The following is a 16,256-nucleotide window of genomic DNA, read 5'->3' on the forward strand; positions in this document are numbered from 1 at the left end:
AAGACGTTTTCAAAATCATGTTAATCAGCCCACAGTGCTTTGACTTTTGCTTGGACTTCTTCGTTATCCAGAAATTCGTCGTAGCTTTCGCCGATTCGGTCGATCACACCATTTTTTGAGATGACAACGATGTGATTTGAGATGGTTTGGATGAACTCGTGGTCATGACTGGCAAACATGAGGCTGCCTTGGTAGTTGGTCAAGCCTTCATTGAGTGATGAGATTGACTCCAAGTCCAAGTGATTGGTTGGATCGTCAAGGACGAGTACATTTGACTTGAGGAGCATGAGTTTGCTAAGCATGACGCGGACTTTTTCGCCACCAGACAGGACGCTGACGGACTTGTTGACCTCGTCGCCACTAAAGAGCATGCGACCTAAGAAACCGCGCAAAAAAGTATTATCATCTTCTTCTTTGCTTGCAAATTGGCGCAGCCAGTCAAGGATTGACTCGCCACCTGCAAAGTCCCGCGAGTTATCTTTTGGCAGGTAGGCCTGGCTTGTCGTTACGCCCCATTTCACCTCGCCCGTATAGTCAATATCGCCCATGATTGCACGGATTAGCGCCGTTGTTTGGATGTCATTTTGACCGATGAAGGCTGTCTTGTCGCCAGGATTCAGGATAAAGCTAATCTTGTCAATGATTACTTCGCCGTCAATCTCAACTGAAAGATTGTCAACTTTGAGAAGGTCATTTCCGATCTCACGATCAGGTTTGAAGTTGATAAATGGATATTTACGAGAAGATGGCACAATTTCGTCCAACTCGATTTTATCCAGCATTTTCTTACGCGATGTGGCTTGCTTAGATTTTGACGCATTGGCAGAAAAGCGTGCGATGAAATCTTGCAATTCTTTGATTTTTTCCTCAGACTTGCGGTTGGCGTCACCTTGGAGCTTGAGTGCGAGTTCTGACGATTCTTTCCAGAAGTCGTAGTTACCGACAAAAAGCTTGATTTTGCCAAAGTCGAGATCTGCCATGTGTGTACACACTTTGTTTAGAAAATGACGGTCATGGGAAACGACAATGACGGTATTTTCAAAGTTGATCAGAAACTCTTCAAGCCAGTTGATAGCCTGAATGTCGAGACCATTTGTCGGTTCATCAAGCAAAAGCACGTCAGGTTTACCAAACAGTGCCTTTGCGAGCAGGACTTTGACGTGTTCACCTGCTGTCAGATTGGCCATTTGTGTCGTTTGTTGATCTACCGTGATGCCTAGATTTTGCAGCAACGATGCGGCTTCCGAGTCAGCTTCGTACCCTCCCATCTCACCAAACTGCGCTTCAAGTTCTGCCGCACGCATGAAATCATCATCCGTCGAGTCTGGATTCATGTAGATGGCGTCTTTTTCCTTGGCAATCTTCGCAAGACTGTCATTACCTGACATGACGACGTCAAGTGGTGTTTGATCTTCATAGTCAAAGTGGTTCTGACGCAAGATACTCATCCGCTCATCAGGACCCATTGATGCGTGGCCCGTTGTCGGTTCAATATCTCCTGCTAAAATTTTCAGAAAAGTTGATTTTCCTGCACCGTTTGCCCCGATTAACCCATAACAGTTACCTGGCAAAAACTTAATATTTACATCATCAAACAGTTTTCGATCTGAAAACTGCAAACTAATATCACTTACTTGTAGCATTATTTTCCTCTTATTATCTTCAATTTTACGTGTTATTTCTATTTTAGCACAATTTTAAGTGAAATAAAACCGCCTTTAAGCTAAATAAAGACGATTTATCGTGACTAACTATGATCTCAAACTGCCAAAAATCCGATTGATTTTTGATTCTTTTCTTAGCAAATAACCGCCGACTATCCCACTGAAATTCAAGAAAATATCGCCTAAATCAAAAATACCTAGATGGAAAAAATACTGACAACCTTCAATCAAAAATAGACTCCCAACTGCTATCATAACCACCTTAATAGAAAAGCGTTTAATCAATAGACCGATTGGCAAAAAGTAGATGACATTGAACAGGACTTCTATACCATTTCCTGTCAATAGCTGGCTGATCCAAGAAAACGGATTCAGATTTAACCCTTGACTACCAACGCTTTTGAAAAATAAGAAAAATACCAATGTCACAAAATAGCTGATCGCTAACACGCCAAACGAGATTTTCGGAATTTCTGAATGAATCAAAGCATAAATGACTGTCGCCATCAGAAATGTTAATAGCAAAATGATCGCAAGCGACACCCAGAAATCGCCATTTTCAGGATTGTAAATGACAAAGAGATACTCTGACACCCTCATCATGAGAAAATTTTGATAAATAAATTGGCAAACAAAGAATGACGGAATGGAAAAAATGAGATATTGAAACACAACTAAACTTTTTTTCTTCATGCAATTTCTCCTAGTAGGTGACTGACTTTAATCTAACGCTTTTACACAAGTATATCACTAAATGGTTGCTATGTCATTTTTGAGTTATCTCCATAAACAGCCATCCAACCGCGCCACTCTTGACAAGTACGTAAAATAATCGTAAAATAATACCACAGAGTAGTAATTCGCTATGTTTTTTTCAGAAACTTGTCGGTCGTTGCGAGACAAGAAATCACGCGAATGAATGGACTGTGACAGGCTTTAATAATCGACTTTTAGTCACGTGGTGCGCGTTAAACACATCCCTTATTTTACTTGATATAAATGAGGGGATAAGCGACGGAAAATCTTCCGTAATTAAGGTGGCACCGCGTGTTAGACGTCCTTTAGCAAATTTATTTTTGCTGAGGATTTTTTTGTTGTAAACAACTTTACTTTGCTAAGGAGAATAGATCATGACAAGTAAACCAATTATCTTAACGGGTGACCGCCCAACAGGTCAGCTTCACATCGGCCACTATGTTGGCTCGCTCAAAAATCGTGTCTTACTACAAAATGAAGACAAGTACAATTTATTTGTTTTTTTGGCTGACCAGCAAGCCCTGACTGACCATGCCAAAGAACCTGAAAAAATCATCCAGTCTGTTGGCGAGGTTGCACTCGACTATCTGGCAGTCGGTCTCGATCCTGCAAAATCAACTATTTTCATCCAGTCGCAGATTCCTGAACTGGCTGAGCTTTCGATGTATTACATGAATCTCGTGAGTTTGGCACGTCTTGAGCGCAATCCGACGGTCAAAACGGAGATTGCACAAAAAGGTTTTGGCGAGTCTATTCCTGCTGGCTTTCTCGTTTATCCGGTGTCGCAAGCCGCTGACATCACGGCATTCAAGGCCAATCTCGTTCCCGTCGGAAATGACCAAAAACCGATGATTGAGCAGACACGCGAGCTTGTCCGTAGTTTTAACAATGCCTACAAAACTGACGTTTTAGTTGAGCCTGAGGGCATTTATCCTGAAAATGAAAGCGCTGGCCGCCTACCCGGACTTGACGGCAATGCCAAGATGTCAAAATCGCTTAATAACGGCATTTTCATCGCAGATGACGCAGATACCGTCCAAAAGAAAGTCATGAGCATGTACACTGACCCAGGTCATATACGCGTGCAAGATCCAGGCAAGATTGAAGGCAACATGGTCTTTGAATATCTGGATATTTTCGGCAAAGCTGATGACGCTGCGACCATCGCTGAGATGAAGGCGCAGTACCAAGCAGGCGGACTTGGTGATGTCAAAACAAAGCGTTATCTGCTAGAGGTGCTAGACCGCGAATTTGCACCTATCCGTAAACGCCGCCTCGAGTTTGCAAAAGACATGGGACAGGTTTATGACATGCTAAAAGCAGGTTCTAAAAAAGCGCAGGCAGTCGCTGCACAGACCTTGGACGAAGTCAAGTCAGCCATGGGCATCAACTATTTCAAATGATGACTGATATCATGGCTTTTGCCAAAAAGAGCCACGCTGATAATCACGACGGACACGGATACGACCATGTTTTCCGGGTTTATCATCTGGCTGAGAAGATTCTGATGGATTTTCCTGAGGATGCGTTTTCTGACGTCAATCATGAACTAGTCCTTGCAGCAGCGCTTTTGCATGATACATATGATGAAAAATTAGTGACTGATGTCGCTGCTGCTAAGGCCAATGTTGCAGATTTTCTGACGAAGATTAACTTTGACGAGACGCTGCAAAAACAGTTGTTTGACATCATTGATCACCTGTCCTTTTCTGACGGACTTTCAGGTGAGGTTTATCCGCTTGATATAAATGGTCAGATTGTTCAGGATGCTGATCGCCTGGATGCGATTGGTGCCTTTGGCATCGCGCGGACTTTGCAATATGGGTTTGCACGGAATCGTGAGCTTTATAATCCCGATAGCTTGCCTCAGACTTTCCACTCGAAGGCTGATTACCATGGCGCCAAGGGCACGACGATCAATCATTTTTATGAAAAGTTGTTCTTGATTTCAGCAACATTGCACACAAAAAAAGCGCAAGAAATGGCGGTTTCACGCGATAAAATCATGCTGGACTTTGTTTCGGCGATCAAAGAGGAGTATGCCGATGTTTACGGGGATTAAAAAATGGTACCGCAGGACGTGGGAGGCGCGCAAGTCTAGGCGTGCAAAGCTACAGGCGAAAATCTCGCCACGCTTGCAAAAAATGTTTGCTACACCGACAGAGACGTTGATTTTTGCCCACCGTGGTAGCAAGTCAAATCGACCTGAAAATACGCTTGCGTCATTTGCCGAGGCTGTTCGGGTGGGGACGGATGGCATCGAGCTTGATGTGCACCTGACACACGACCAAAAGCTCGTTGTCATCCACGATGAGACGCTTGAGCGCACGACAAATGGCAGTGGGCTCGTGCGGGAGCTGACTTTTGAAAAAATCCGCAGTTATTCTGCGGGAGCATGGTTTAGTGATCGCTATAAACGTGAAAAAATCCCTTTACTTTCAGAAGTGCTTGAGCTACTTTGCGAGCTGGATTTTAAGGGCGTGCTCAATATCGAGATCAAAACTGACAAATATCCCTACCCTAATATCGAGCAGATCACGTCAGAGCTCATGACGTCACAAAATTGGCCTTTTTCGCATATCTACTGCTCATTTAATATCCAGTCGCTGCAAACCCTGTCACAGCTTGAACCTGAGGTCGAGCTGTGCTTGCTCATGTCGACTTCTGACAAGAAAATCCAGCAAGGTTTGGCCGCTGACTTCATCACACATTTGCATCCTAGACTTGACTGGGCACAAAAAAATGCCAAGAAACTGCCCCAAATCCCTAAGCCACTGCGCCCTTGGACGCCCAATAATGACGCAGATATTCACTTTGCTTTTGATCATCACTTGGCAGGCTTCATGACAGACTATCCTGAGCTCGCTGTGCGAATCAAGCAGATGTATAATCAAAAATAAGCCTTACTCGGCTTATTTTTTTAGTTTGGCAATCTTGACTGCAACTGGCGTGTCAAGTCCTGCTTTTTTGATCAGCGCTTCATCATCAAAAATACGTTCTCGCGTATCGTCAGCGAGTATTTCCCCTTCATTCATGACAATGACGCGCGGAAAATTATCATAGACAAACTCCATATCATGCAAGATTGAGATGACGATTTTTCCCTGTTCTGACAGTAATTTGATTGCTTTTGACAGCGCTTTTTTGCCTCGTAAATCCTGCGCAATCGTAGGCTCATCAAAGATGATAATCTTTGGATCCATGGCCATGACACTTGCCACGGTGATCAGCTTTCGTGTTGATAACGACAGATCATAGGGGTTCTTATCCAGCACGTCATTTAGGCTAAAAAGCTCAGCAACAAAAGCGACATTCTCACGGATTTTCATCTTGTCAAATCCTAGGTTTTTCATGCCAAATTCAAGCTCAGCTGAGACGGTATTTTTAAAAATCTGATCATTTGGATTTTGAAAAACCATGCCGATCTGACGGGCAATTTCAGCAACGCTTTGAGTCGAAATTGCTTGGTTATCCTGCAATATCTGACCTTGATCAGGCTTAATCAAGCCTTTTAGAAGCTTGACGAGGGTTGATTTTCCTGCACCATTTTGCCCGATGATTGCTGTAGGCAGAGAAGTTTGATCATCTGAACCATTTTGAAAACTCACACTAACGTTATGCAAGATCTGCTGATTTTTCTCATAAGAAAAACTCAGATTTTTTATCTCGAGTTGCATCATAATAGCGCCTCCAACTCTTCTAAGGTTACAGGAAAATACCCGTTGGCTTTTTTCTTGTTCATTTTTTTTGCAAGGATTGTGACAGGCGGGCTGTCAACGCCAAGTGCCTCCAAGTCATCACGAGAAAAAATCACTTCTGCAGTGTTGAAATCAATGATTTTGCCGTTATCTATCAGCATCATCTTGTCTACAAAACGTGCGATTTTATCCATTTTCTGCCCCAACATGATGATGGTCATGCCCTGTGCTTGCAAGCGTTCGCAGGCTTCAAAAACCTGCTCAGAACCTTCCGGATCTAGCTGACTTGTCGGCTCATCGAGTATTAAAACTTCAGGATTCATGGCAATGACACTTGCGATTGCCATACGCTGCATTTGCCCACCAGAAAGCTCAAACGGATTTTTATCGCGAAACTCCCATATACCCAGCGTTTTGAGCGCCGTTTCCACCTGTCCAAAAATCTCAGCACGTGGCAGGCCAAGATTTTCAAGGCCAAAAGCGACCTCGTCAAACACCGTCGTCTTAGCGCCAGTCACTTGGGTGAATGGATTTTGAAAGACCATCCCAACGTGCTCAGAAATCTCAGCAACGCTTGCAGACAGGACGTTTATGCCATTGACCGTGACCTCACCTGCATAGGTTCCTTTGTAAAAATGCGGCACCAGACCGATCAAAGCCTGTCCAAGTGTCGACTTGCCAGCCGAATTGGCTCCGATAATCCCGATAAACTCCCCTTTTTCAACCGAAAAAGTCAGATTATCGAGCACGATTTTATCCGTTTTGGGATAGCGATATTTGAGATTTTTTACGTCAATAATCCGACTCATACTAGCCTCCCCACAATCACTGCGACAAGCGCAAGTACTAAAACAACTCTAATGACGAGGTTAAAGCGATATTTGGGCTCATCATAGAGATACGTTTTCTTCTTTTTCGAGTTAAAAGCGCGCACTTCAAGCGCGAGTGAGCGTTCACGCGTGCTCGTCAGACTGTCCATAACGACAGGCACCATGAGCGGGATAAAGGCCCGCACCCGCGTCAAAAAGTTACCATCAAGCTCAAGCGCACGTGATTTTTGTGCATCCATAATCCGTGACAATGTCGCTGACATCTGTGGAATAATCTGTAAAACTGACAACACAACATAGCCAAAACGTGGTGACAAGCCTGATTTTTCTAGCTCTGCGACTAATGTCGCAGGATTTGTCGTCAAGATAAAAACTGAGAATGCTGTGATAATGACAAGGATTCTCAAGCAGATTCTGACTGCGTACAACAAACCTTCACGATAAAAATGTAGAAACCCTAGCTTAATCAACAGCGTTTCATTACCCTGAAAAAACAAGCCCTGTATCAGTAAAATCGTCAGCATGACAAAGGCTGACACGAGCACAATCGGTAGCGCCCGTCGCAAGATTTTTCCAATCAATAGTAAAATGATGCATAACGCCAAAACGCCTAGAATCACAGAGAAACTAGACGATATATAAACGGTCAAAACAGCCGTCAAAACGAAAAATAGCTTCGTCAGAACGTCGATTTTGTGGACAACTGTCGTGCCAGGCTGATATAAACTGAGCGTTTTCATCAGAACGTTTCAATCTCCTCATCTTCGTACATGGCCTTGAGTGTCTCTGGTAATGCCTTGAAAATCAAGAAAGCAATTACCGCAACGACGACTTTATCAGGAAAATCAACGACAATTTCGTCTAAAAGCGACGCAAACCAGACAGGGCGATTGGCTGAAATGAGTGCTGCAAAGACACCGTCGCCCCAAGCATTGCCAGTTTGTCCACCCCAAAAGAGAATGTTCAGTGGTGTTGAGACGATAATCGCAATACCACCCAACGCAAAGCCGCTGATGATGGCATCTGGCAGCTTTTTGAAAGCCCCCAGATGCGCTAAAATCCCCGCTAAAAGGCCAATTCCAATCTGCGTAAGAGCATAGACAAACATGATCGGATTTTGCGTCAAACCATAAATGATATTGTTGAGGGCGCCGACTAAGGCACCAACGATTGGTCCAGCCAAAACCCCCGTCAGAATCGTCCCAATCGAATCCAACCACAAAGGTAATTTTAATAGTTGCGCAAAAGTTGCCCCAACATAGTTAATCCCAACGCCAACAGGAATCAGCACGAGCGACGCCGTTGAAAGCTTGAGTGAAAAAAGTTTTCTATTATTTGCCATTAGTTCTCTTTCTCTTTTCCGTTATCTTGTTTTAATTATAACAAAAATAAGACGTTTAGCCAATGATTTCAAGTTTTTATTTCATAATATCTGCCCAGTCGCCCAAACCATCTATAAATTTTTTGGCTTTGACGTGAACGCCGATATAGTGGTCATAAAGTGCATCTATAAAACTGCGAATCTGCTTTTTCAGATCATCAGAAAGGTTGATACTTGGTAACGTCTCCAGATTTACCGCCATAAAAGAATGGCACAAAAAGATGACGTTGGGCGCTATATGCTCCCGTTTCATATCTTGATCAAAATGGTTTCGGCACAGGCAACCATTGAACTTATAAGAAAAATCCATAGGCAAATCCGTGCGGTGACAAAAGACACACTGGCTAAAATCAAGCTGTGCGCCAAAGCGACTCATGAGCTGTAACTCAAAGATATTGGTCACAACTTCCATGTCAACCCTGTTTTCAATCAGCTCAAGTGCCTTGATCAGAAAGCCATAGAGCGCGGCGTCATACTGGTTATCGGCAATCGCAACATCAGCCAGACTGATGATATAACTGGCATACGCCTGCGCAAAAATGTCCGCGTTGATGTACTTGTAACTTACCGCCTCAGAAATATCTGAAATAAAACTCAGCCCTTCTTCGTTAATAGCCGCAAGCAAATCAAGCTGCGTGAAGTTCTGTAAACTGCTCGAAAACTTCGACTTGCCAGCATTTTTGACAAAAAACATCCGCTTGCCAAAACTTTCTGTGAAAATCTTGACCAATTTATCTTGTTCGCGGTAATTTCTACTGAACAAAACCAAACCACGCGTCTCTACGTTTTGCATGCTGCTCCTTTCTGATGACTGATATTACTTTGATTATATCAAAAAAAATGCGCCATCTTTGTGATTCTGACGACGCATTTTTTGACCAATTTTCAATCACCCACGTTTTTCAGCCACAAAATCACTCAAACGTGCCATGGCTTCACGGATCACGTCCATACTTGCTGCGTAGCTAAGACGCACATACCCTTCACCATATTTTCCAAAAGCTGAGCCGGGGATAAAGGCGACTTGTTTGGCATTTGCAAACTCGATCAAAAAGTCAAAGGAATTTTGATTCAAATCAGCTGGGATTTTTGCAAAAATGTAGAATGCACCATCAGGTTTGATGATGTCAAATCCGAGCGGTGTCATTTGTGAGATGATGTAGTCGCGGCGCACAACATATTCAGCTTTCATAGTTGCTGCGTCATCACGACCATTTTCCAGCGCCTCAATCGCCGCAAATTGCGACACGGTCGTTGCTGCTGTCACAAAATACTGGTGCGTTTTGATAATCTGACTTGTAAGTGTTTTATCTGCTAAGATAAACCCAACACGATAACCTGTCATGGCGTGTGATTTTGATAAACCGTTTAAAACAATGGTCTGATCACGCGCAAACTCCGCAATAGAGATGTGTTTTTCGTCTGTATAGTTGAGCTCCGAGTAAATCTCGTCAGAGATGACAAATACTGGATATTTTTTGATAACAGCCGCAAGCGCCTCAATCTGCGCACGATTATAGGTCACACCTGTCGGATTTGACGGGTAGTTGAGGATGACAGCCTTGGTCTCAGGATTTGCGATTAGCGCCGCTTCAAGCATCTCAGGCGTCAGAACAAAGGCATTTTGCGTCGTATCAATCTCCACCATTTCAGCGCCAGCAAGCTGGATGAGCGGTTCATAGCCTGGGTACAATGGTGCAGGCGTCAGAACCTTGTCGCCTTCGACGAGGATAGACATGAGGCTAGCTGAGATTGCCTCAGTGGCACCAACCGTGACCAATATCTCAGACTCAGCATCAAACGAAATGCCGTACTTGTCAGCAAAAAATGAACTTGCAACACGACGCAGCTCAAGTAAACCAGCCATACCCGTATAGTGACTTTCATGTGCATTTACAGCCGCAACAGCCGCAGCCTCGACATGCTCAGGTGTATTAAAATCAGGCTCCCCCAAAGTCAGCTTGAGCATCCCAGGAATCTTTGACACTTCCTGATCAAAACGACGAATCGCCGAAATTTGGATTTTATCGAGATTGGGATTGAAAAGATTTGAAATGTCCATGTTGGTCTCCTAGTTAGATGCTGCAGTATTGTTTGCAAAATTTAGATTTTCTTATATTTTATCACTTTTTGCGGGAAATTGGGGGATTTTTTGAAAAAATTATGGGTTGTTACAAATATAACTTAGTTGCTTTAAAAAACAGAATTTCGTATAATTCCATTATGACTATATGAATGGAGAACCATATGAAAATGAAGCATAAAGAAACATTACCAATCGTTTTCGACTTATATGGTACGATTGTTTTTGATGGCAAAAATATCCCAGAAGATATTAAACATCTTCTAAAATATAAGCTTTCTAACCACGAGATTATCTTCGCTTCTGCTCGTCCTATACGAGATATGACAGGGATATTGACAGACTTTCTTGATCATACTTGGATTGGTGGCAATGGTAGTATTGTTAAACAAAATCATAAAATTCATGTTGAAAATGTTATCAAAACTAAAGATTTTTCAACGATAAAAACAGTAATTGAGAAAAATAACTTAGACTATTTAATTGATGATGAGTGGGATTATGCTTACAAAATTAGTGGCGATCGAAACATATTAGAAAAAGTAGATCAAGAAAAAATTGCTAAAAGAATCCGATTAAGATTTTACTTCTTAATTTGGACAGCATGGCCGAAATTTACACTATATTAACCAAGTTAGAGCTTTCCTTAGTTGTTCATTCTAAGGAAAATACCATTGATATTTCAGCCAAAGACATCAACAAATATACGATAGTATCAAAACGACTCTCCGGACGAGACTACATCGCTTTTGGTAATGATCAAAATGATATCGCATTATTAAGCCATGCAAAGAAAGGATATATTATTGGTAATGAGTTGAAATTAGATCAAAGTTTACCTATCACAACTATATCAAAAAAAGATGTCGCAGAAAGCCTTAAAAATATCGCTAGTATCAATCTTGACACTGATTAATATGGGAAAATCATAAAACAAAAGGTTCTACACCAACGTGTAGAACCTTTTTATAATGCCCCCTGCAGGGCTTGAACCTGCGACCCATGGATTAAGAGTCCACTGCTCTACCAACTGAGCTAAGGAGGCGACTTCATTACCTTATAATTATACCAAATAATCGAAAAATTGCAAGAAAAAACTGTCATTTTTTCGCATCAAAAAAACACTGATTGAATGCCGGATACTCACTCGTGTATTGAACCCGCTGTTACAAAAACAGGTGGGCGTCGCGCTCTTACTGAAGCAGCTTCCATCTAAAATGGCTTGCACGCTGTAAGATGTCTCAAAGACTCCCGAGGTAATACGATTTAGTCGGTCAAAAATGTGAGTAAGTTCGCACATTCCAGTGCTTTTCTTATATCTCTATCATAACATGGTTTTATTTTTTTTGCAAGTCTCAGGAAGAAACCGCTTTCTTTTTCACACAAAAAACAGAAACCTCACGATTTCTGTTCTTATTTTTTCTTATTTATTTACTCAAAATAGACAATGTTTCAGCCAGATCATCCACATTGACCTCAAGTGTGTCACCTGTGGCGCGAATTTTCACTTCAACGATGCGATCTGCTGCTTTTTTGCCGACCGTCACGCGAACGGGAAGACCAATCAAGTCGCTATCTGCAAACTTGACGCCAGCGCGTTCATTGCGGTCATCTTCGAGCACTTGCAATCCTTTTGATGTCAGGGTTGCTACGATTTCTGATGATAGGGCTGTAGCCACTTCATCTTTGACGTTTACAGGGATGACGTGCACGTCATAAGGCGCAAGGCCTTTTGGAAAGTTCATCGACCATGAAAACTTGTAGTCACCTTTAAATGTTTTCTCAACATTGATACGTGCGAACTGCTCCAAAATTGCAGATAACATACGGCTTACGCCAATGCCGTAAGAGCCCATGATGATTGGTTTTGCTTTGCCATTCTCATCAAGCACGTTTGCCCCCATGCTCTCAGAGTAACGTGTGCCGAGTTTGAAAATATGCCCAATCTCGATACCACGCGCAAACTTGAGCTTGCCACCGCCGTCTGGCGCTGTTTCACCCTCTTTTGCCGTGCGCAAATCAACAAATTCTGCAACCTGATAATCACGTGCAAGATTGGCGTTTTGATAGTGAAAACCATCTTCATTTGCGCCGACCGTTGCATTGGTAACTGTCTCAACCAGGCGGTCTGCGATAATTTTGACTGTATCTAGCAAGCCAACAGGGCCAAGTGAGCCAAATGTCGCACCGAAAATCTTGAGTGCGTCAGCTTCACTGGCAGGTTCTAAAAAGTCAGCACCCAGATGGTTAGTCAGCTTGACTTCATTTAGCTCATCATCTCCACGTAGCAAGATGACAACTGGCTCCCCATCAGCGATATAAAGCAGTGTCTTAATAGTCTGCTCTGCTGGAACATCAAGAAAAGCTGACACTTCATCAATCGTTTTCGCATTAGGCGTTGCAACTTTTGTAAGCTCAATCTGTTCCGTGTAGACAGTTGGTTTGACAAACTCAGTCGACGCCATTTCTAAGTTAGCGGCATAGTCTGAGCCGTCAGAGTAGGCAATCGTATCCTCACCTGCAATCAGCCAGTTTTTTAGCTCGTTTTGAATATCTGAGATAACAGATGCTGGGATTTCAGAAATATCAGCGATTGATTTATCTAAAATCAACCATTTTTCCAAGTCCGTCCGATCCGGCGTAATCGCCATAAACTCTTGCGAATCCTTGCCGCCCATCGCACCGCCGTCACCGATGATGCCTTTAAACTCAAGACCTGCGCGCGTGAAAATCGCCTCATAGGCATGCTTGTAGTCGAGATAAGTCTCATCAAGCGACTCATAGTTGGCGTGGAAGCTATAGCCATCCTTCATGATGAACTCGCGGCCACGAAGCAAGCCGTAGCGCGGACGTTTTTCATCACGATACTTGGGTTGGATTTGGTAAATGTTGAGTGGCAACTTTTTGTATGACGTGATTTCATTTCTGACGAGGGCAGTCATTGTTTCCTCATGCGTCGGACCAAGGATGAAGTCTGACGAATCACGGTTTTTGAGCTTGTAAAGGTCAGCCCCATAAGTATCATAGCGACCACTTTCTTTCCAGAGATCCGCCGTCAGAAGTGCTGGTGCGAGAAGCTCTACAGCACCGATAGCATCAAACTCTTCGCGCATGATTGATTTAAATTTTTCAATCACGCGATTGGCAAGCGGCAGGTAGGCATAGATACCAGCCGAGACCTGACGCACATAACCCGCACGGACAAGCAGCGCATGGCTGATAACTTGCGCATCGGAAGGCATCTCGCGTAATGTTGGAATTAGCATTTTAGATTGTTTCATAGTGATAGTTGGGCAACCCTATCAAGCACCCCGCTTGGAGATTGCCCTTTCCTTTCATATAGTGCTTTAATTATATCAAAAAAAACACTGGAATACAGTGTTTTTTGATAATTTTGGAGAAATCAATGAAACAAGCGTAATATATCATTCCAAGTCACTGCAATCATGAGGATGACCATGACGCCGACGCCGATGAGGGTGATGATGCTTTCATTTTCTTGTTTCATTGGCTTACGGCGGATGGCTTCGATGATGTTCATGAGAATTTTCCCGCCATCTAATGCTGGGATCGGGATCAGGTTGAAAATACCTAGATTAATCGATAGTAGTGCCATAAAGCTGATAATAGTAGTGATACCTTCACGCGCCACTTTGCCTGACATCTGATACATGGCGACGGGGCCACCAAGTTTGTTGATATTTGGGTGAAGTACTAAGTCTTTCAGGGCATTTACGATTGCAAAGGCTGACGATGCGGCATTTTTTAAGCCACCTAGTAGCTTGTCAAAAAAGCCTGTTTTTAGCAAGGGTGTCACGCCAATGATATAGCTTTTATCTTCTTTTTTAGGTGTGATGGTAAGCGTTTTGTCAGAGGTCGTCACGCTGATTTTTTTGCCGTCAGACTTGCTAATAGCGGCTGAGAGTTCTGACCAGTCGGATACTTTCGTACCATTGATGGCTTTAATCGTATCACCCGTTCGCAAGCCTGCCTGGTAAGCAGGATAAGATTTGTCGGAAATTGTTACTTGATTACTTGACAAATCCTGAACGCCACCTTGCATGAAGGCAACGAGAACAAAAGCGACAGCACCTAAAATAAAGTTATTCAGCGGTCCTGCAAAGTTCGTCAGCATGCGGCCAGGCAAACTTGCGCTCTGATACTGCACATCAAGCGGTGCAATCCGAATCTCTGTCCCGTCTTCCTCGACGACAGTCGCATCGTGGTCAATCTGATAGGTGACATTTTCACCGTTCACCTCACCTGTGATGCTCAAGTCTTTTTCAAAGTCGTAAGCTGTGACAAGCATTGGGAGCGCTTGCCCAAACTGAGATTTGGCGCTCAGGTTGACGCGGGTGACGATGTTTGTCGCAGGCTCAAGCGTCAAGCTCGCAGGTGCACCAGTCTTAATCTCAGTCGTATCCTCACCCCAGCCTGCCATGCGGACATAACCACCCAGCGGCAAGATGCGAATGGTATAAAGTGTGCCATCTTTTGCTTGATGAGCAAAGATTTTCGGCCCCATGCCAATCGAAAACTCGCGCACCAAAATGCCCGCTTTTTTTGCAAAAAAGAGATGACCATACTCGTGGACACAAACGATGACGCCAAAAACGATGATAAATGTCACTAAACTTTGAATCATAAGTTATTTTCCTCTATTTATTATGAGTTGGCTTTTTCTGATGATAGCGTGTCAATCCAGGTGGCAACTTTCTTTCGTGTCTTAGCATCGGTCGCAAGAATCTGTTGCAAGCTTTGACCATCAAACTCCATGTGCCCAAAAACGGCACGTGTTATCAGCTGCTCAATTGCTAAAAAACTGATTTTCCCGTCACGAAAAGCACGATTTGCAACTTCGTTTGCAGCATTGTAAACTGCAGGATAGCCGCCACCAAGTTTACCGACACGATAAGCCAAATCTAACATGGGAAATCTGACCAAGTCCATTTTTTCAAAATGCAGACTGGCAAGTTCTGTCAGATCAAAGTCTTTTTCATTTTGCATGGTGATATGGCGTGGATAGGCGAGCGCATACTGGATTGGTTCTCGCATGTCTGACGCGCCAAGCTGCGCCAGAACCGCGCCATCATTAAGCGTGATCATCGAGTGCACGACTGACTCCCGGTGCATGACGACGTGGATGTCGTCGTAAGGCATGTCAAACAAGTGATGCGCTTCGATAACCTCAAGGCCTTTGTTGACCATGGTGGCAGAGTCTAGCGTGATTTTTGCACCCATTGACCAGTTAGGATGCGCTAGCGCACTTTCAAGCGTCACATCTACTAATTCTTCGCGTTTTTTATCCCGAAATGAGCCACCAGATGCAGTTATTGTCAGACTTCTGACGTCTTTTCGTTTGACACCTTGTAAAACTTGAAAAATCGCTGCGTGTTCACTGTCAACAGGTAATATCTTGCTGCCAGTTCTTGCGGCTTCAGCAATGATGGTATCTCCTGCCACAACAAGCGTTTCTTTATTGGCAAGTGCGATGTCATGACCGAGTTTGATGGCTTCGAGTGTTGGTAATAGACCAACTGAACCTACTATTGCGTTCAGTAAAATATCATAGTCAGAAACACTAACAAGTTCTATCAACCCATCAGAACCTGACAGGCTCTCAATCTCTGGGAATGCCTGTGCTAACTCGACTTGATTGGCGTCAGAAGCTGATACGACGATTTTTGGTGAAAATTTTTCGATGATTTCACGCGCTTTTGCGATATTGTCGCCATAGGCAAATCCTACAAGCTCAAACAAGTCTGGATGCGCAGCTATCACGTCTAAAGCCTGAGTGCCGACACTACCCGTTGCACCCATCAGCATGATTTTTTTAAGTGTCAT

At 43.4% G+C, this 16,256-nt stretch carries 16 protein-coding genes, 1 tRNA gene, 1 other RNA gene and 1 other annotated feature; of the genes, 5 read left to right on the forward strand and 13 right to left on the reverse strand.

Annotated elements, in window-relative coordinates; all coding sequences use genetic code 11:
* Positions 1-20: 20 nt before the first annotated feature.
* Both Hs20B_RS04440 and Hs20B_RS04445 read right to left on the reverse strand, forming a co-directional pair.
* Positions 21-1,643 carry an ABC-F family ATP-binding cassette domain-containing protein gene (locus Hs20B_RS04440; RefSeq protein ID WP_172356025.1) on the reverse strand — a complete coding sequence of 541 codons (1,623 nt, stop codon included), beginning with the start codon at positions 1,641-1,643 and terminating at the stop codon, positions 21-23.
* 108 nt (positions 1,644-1,751) lie between these two features.
* On the reverse strand, positions 1,752-2,357 hold the full coding sequence (locus Hs20B_RS04445) for a VanZ family protein (RefSeq protein WP_172356027.1): 606 nt from the start codon (positions 2,355-2,357) through the stop codon (positions 1,752-1,754).
* Between the two features lie 146 nt (positions 2,358-2,503).
* Positions 2,504-2,729, forward strand: a binding site (T-box leader).
* Positions 2,730-2,794: 65 nt separating this feature from the next.
* Here Hs20B_RS04445 and trpS point away from each other — a divergent pair.
* From trpS to Hs20B_RS04460, 3 genes are read left to right on the forward strand one after another with little or no spacing between them, the layout of a single operon-like run.
* The gene (trpS, locus tag Hs20B_RS04450; RefSeq protein ID WP_172356029.1) at positions 2,795-3,823 is read left to right on the forward strand and encodes a tryptophan--tRNA ligase; all 1,029 of its coding nucleotides are present in this window, start codon (positions 2,795-2,797) and stop codon (positions 3,821-3,823) included.
* The gene (locus tag Hs20B_RS04455) at positions 3,823-4,482 is read left to right on the forward strand and encodes an HD domain-containing protein (protein ID WP_371863843.1); all 660 of its coding nucleotides are present in this window, start codon (positions 3,823-3,825) and stop codon (positions 4,480-4,482) included. The genes trpS and Hs20B_RS04455 overlap by 1 nt, the downstream gene beginning before the upstream one ends.
* A complete protein-coding gene (locus tag Hs20B_RS04460) occupies positions 4,466-5,320 on the forward strand; it encodes a glycerophosphodiester phosphodiesterase (RefSeq protein WP_172356113.1) in 855 nt (284 codons plus the stop codon). Before Hs20B_RS04455 ends, Hs20B_RS04460 begins: the two co-directional genes overlap by 17 nt.
* Positions 5,321-5,332: 12 nt before the next feature.
* Here Hs20B_RS04460 and Hs20B_RS04465 read toward each other — a convergent pair whose 3' ends face one another.
* The 6 genes from Hs20B_RS04465 to Hs20B_RS04490 form a co-directional block, all read right to left on the reverse strand.
* Positions 5,333-6,100: an energy-coupling factor ABC transporter ATP-binding protein gene (locus tag Hs20B_RS04465; protein ID WP_172356033.1), complete on the reverse strand. Its 768-nt coding sequence runs from the start codon at positions 6,098-6,100 to the stop codon at positions 5,333-5,335.
* Positions 6,097-6,927, reverse strand: coding sequence for an energy-coupling factor ABC transporter ATP-binding protein (locus Hs20B_RS04470; protein WP_172356035.1), 831 nt, complete (start codon positions 6,925-6,927; stop codon positions 6,097-6,099). The genes Hs20B_RS04465 and Hs20B_RS04470 overlap by 4 nt, the downstream gene beginning before the upstream one ends.
* A complete protein-coding gene (locus tag Hs20B_RS04475) occupies positions 6,924-7,688 on the reverse strand; it encodes an energy-coupling factor transporter transmembrane component T family protein (protein ID WP_172356037.1) in 765 nt (254 codons plus the stop codon). Before Hs20B_RS04475 ends, Hs20B_RS04470 begins: the two co-directional genes overlap by 4 nt.
* Positions 7,688-8,290 (reverse strand): ECF transporter S component, encoded by a 603-nt coding sequence (locus tag Hs20B_RS04480; protein WP_172356039.1) that lies wholly within the window; start codon positions 8,288-8,290, stop codon positions 7,688-7,690. Before Hs20B_RS04480 ends, Hs20B_RS04475 begins: the two co-directional genes overlap by 1 nt.
* 76 nt (positions 8,291-8,366) lie before the next feature.
* Positions 8,367-9,122, reverse strand: coding sequence for a DNA repair protein RecO (recO, locus tag Hs20B_RS04485; RefSeq protein ID WP_172356041.1), 756 nt, complete (start codon positions 9,120-9,122; stop codon positions 8,367-8,369).
* A gap of 96 nt (positions 9,123-9,218) precedes the next feature.
* Positions 9,219-10,391, reverse strand: coding sequence for a pyridoxal phosphate-dependent aminotransferase (locus Hs20B_RS04490; protein ID WP_172356043.1), 1,173 nt, complete (start codon positions 10,389-10,391; stop codon positions 9,219-9,221).
* A gap of 185 nt (positions 10,392-10,576) precedes the next feature.
* Between Hs20B_RS04490 and Hs20B_RS09805 the strand changes: the two genes are divergently transcribed.
* On the forward strand, positions 10,577-11,041 hold the full coding sequence (locus tag Hs20B_RS09805) for an HAD hydrolase family protein (protein WP_172356045.1): 465 nt from the start codon (positions 10,577-10,579) through the stop codon (positions 11,039-11,041).
* The gene (locus Hs20B_RS09810; RefSeq protein ID WP_172356047.1) at positions 11,017-11,328 is read left to right on the forward strand and encodes an HAD hydrolase family protein; all 312 of its coding nucleotides are present in this window, start codon (positions 11,017-11,019) and stop codon (positions 11,326-11,328) included. Before Hs20B_RS09805 ends, Hs20B_RS09810 begins: the two co-directional genes overlap by 25 nt.
* A gap of 56 nt (positions 11,329-11,384) precedes the next feature.
* Here Hs20B_RS09810 and Hs20B_RS04505 read toward each other — a convergent pair.
* The 5 genes from Hs20B_RS04505 to dxr form a co-directional block, all read right to left on the reverse strand.
* Positions 11,385-11,457 (reverse strand) — tRNA-Lys (locus Hs20B_RS04505).
* Positions 11,458-11,529: 72 nt separating this feature from the next.
* Positions 11,530-11,723, reverse strand: a non-coding RNA gene (gene ssrS, locus Hs20B_RS04510) — 6S RNA.
* A gap of 116 nt (positions 11,724-11,839) precedes the next feature.
* Positions 11,840-13,693 carry a proline--tRNA ligase gene (locus Hs20B_RS04515; protein WP_172356048.1) on the reverse strand — a complete coding sequence of 618 codons (1,854 nt, stop codon included), beginning with the start codon at positions 13,691-13,693 and terminating at the stop codon, positions 11,840-11,842.
* A 122-nt stretch (positions 13,694-13,815) separates the two neighbouring features.
* A complete protein-coding gene (gene rseP / locus Hs20B_RS04520; protein ID WP_172356115.1) occupies positions 13,816-15,054 on the reverse strand; it encodes an RIP metalloprotease RseP in 1,239 nt (412 codons plus the stop codon).
* Between the two features lie 23 nt (positions 15,055-15,077).
* On the reverse strand, positions 15,078-16,256 hold the full coding sequence (dxr, locus tag Hs20B_RS04525; RefSeq protein WP_172356050.1) for a 1-deoxy-D-xylulose-5-phosphate reductoisomerase: 1,179 nt from the start codon (positions 16,254-16,256) through the stop codon (positions 15,078-15,080).

The organism is Pseudolactococcus insecticola (assembly GCF_011170065.1).
GTDB lineage: Bacteria > Bacillota > Bacilli > Lactobacillales > Streptococcaceae > Pseudolactococcus > Pseudolactococcus insecticola.

Coding starts and splice junctions, on each gene's coding strand:
- Hs20B_RS04440 (WP_172356025.1), bottom strand. CDS start 1,643: ATGCTACAAGTAAGTGATATTAGTTTGCAGTTTTCAGATCGAAAACTG.
- Hs20B_RS04445 (WP_172356027.1), bottom strand. CDS start 2,357: ATGAAGAAAAAAAGTTTAGTTGTGTTTCAATATCTCATTTTTTCCATT.
- trpS (WP_172356029.1), top strand. CDS start 2,795: ATGACAAGTAAACCAATTATCTTAACGGGTGACCGCCCAACAGGTCAG.
- Hs20B_RS04455 (WP_371863843.1), top strand. CDS start 3,823: ATGACTGATATCATGGCTTTTGCCAAAAAGAGCCACGCTGATAATCAC.
- Hs20B_RS04460 (WP_172356113.1), top strand. CDS start 4,466: ATGTTTACGGGGATTAAAAAATGGTACCGCAGGACGTGGGAGGCGCGC.
- Hs20B_RS04465 (WP_172356033.1), bottom strand. CDS start 6,100: ATGATGCAACTCGAGATAAAAAATCTGAGTTTTTCTTATGAGAAAAAT.
- Hs20B_RS04470 (WP_172356035.1), bottom strand. CDS start 6,927: ATGAGTCGGATTATTGACGTAAAAAATCTCAAATATCGCTATCCCAAA.
- Hs20B_RS04475 (WP_172356037.1), bottom strand. CDS start 7,688: ATGAAAACGCTCAGTTTATATCAGCCTGGCACGACAGTTGTCCACAAA.
- Hs20B_RS04480 (WP_172356039.1), bottom strand. CDS start 8,290: ATGGCAAATAATAGAAAACTTTTTTCACTCAAGCTTTCAACGGCGTCG.
- recO (WP_172356041.1), bottom strand. CDS start 9,122: ATGCAAAACGTAGAGACGCGTGGTTTGGTTTTGTTCAGTAGAAATTAC.
- Hs20B_RS04490 (WP_172356043.1), bottom strand. CDS start 10,391: ATGGACATTTCAAATCTTTTCAATCCCAATCTCGATAAAATCCAAATT.
- Hs20B_RS09805 (WP_172356045.1), top strand. CDS start 10,577: ATGAAAATGAAGCATAAAGAAACATTACCAATCGTTTTCGACTTATAT.
- Hs20B_RS09810 (WP_172356047.1), top strand. CDS start 11,017: ATGGCCGAAATTTACACTATATTAACCAAGTTAGAGCTTTCCTTAGTT.
- Hs20B_RS04515 (WP_172356048.1), bottom strand. CDS start 13,693: ATGAAACAATCTAAAATGCTAATTCCAACATTACGCGAGATGCCTTCC.
- dxr (WP_172356050.1), bottom strand. CDS start 16,256: ATGACACTTAAAAAAATCATGCTGATGGGTGCAACGGGTAGTGTCGGC.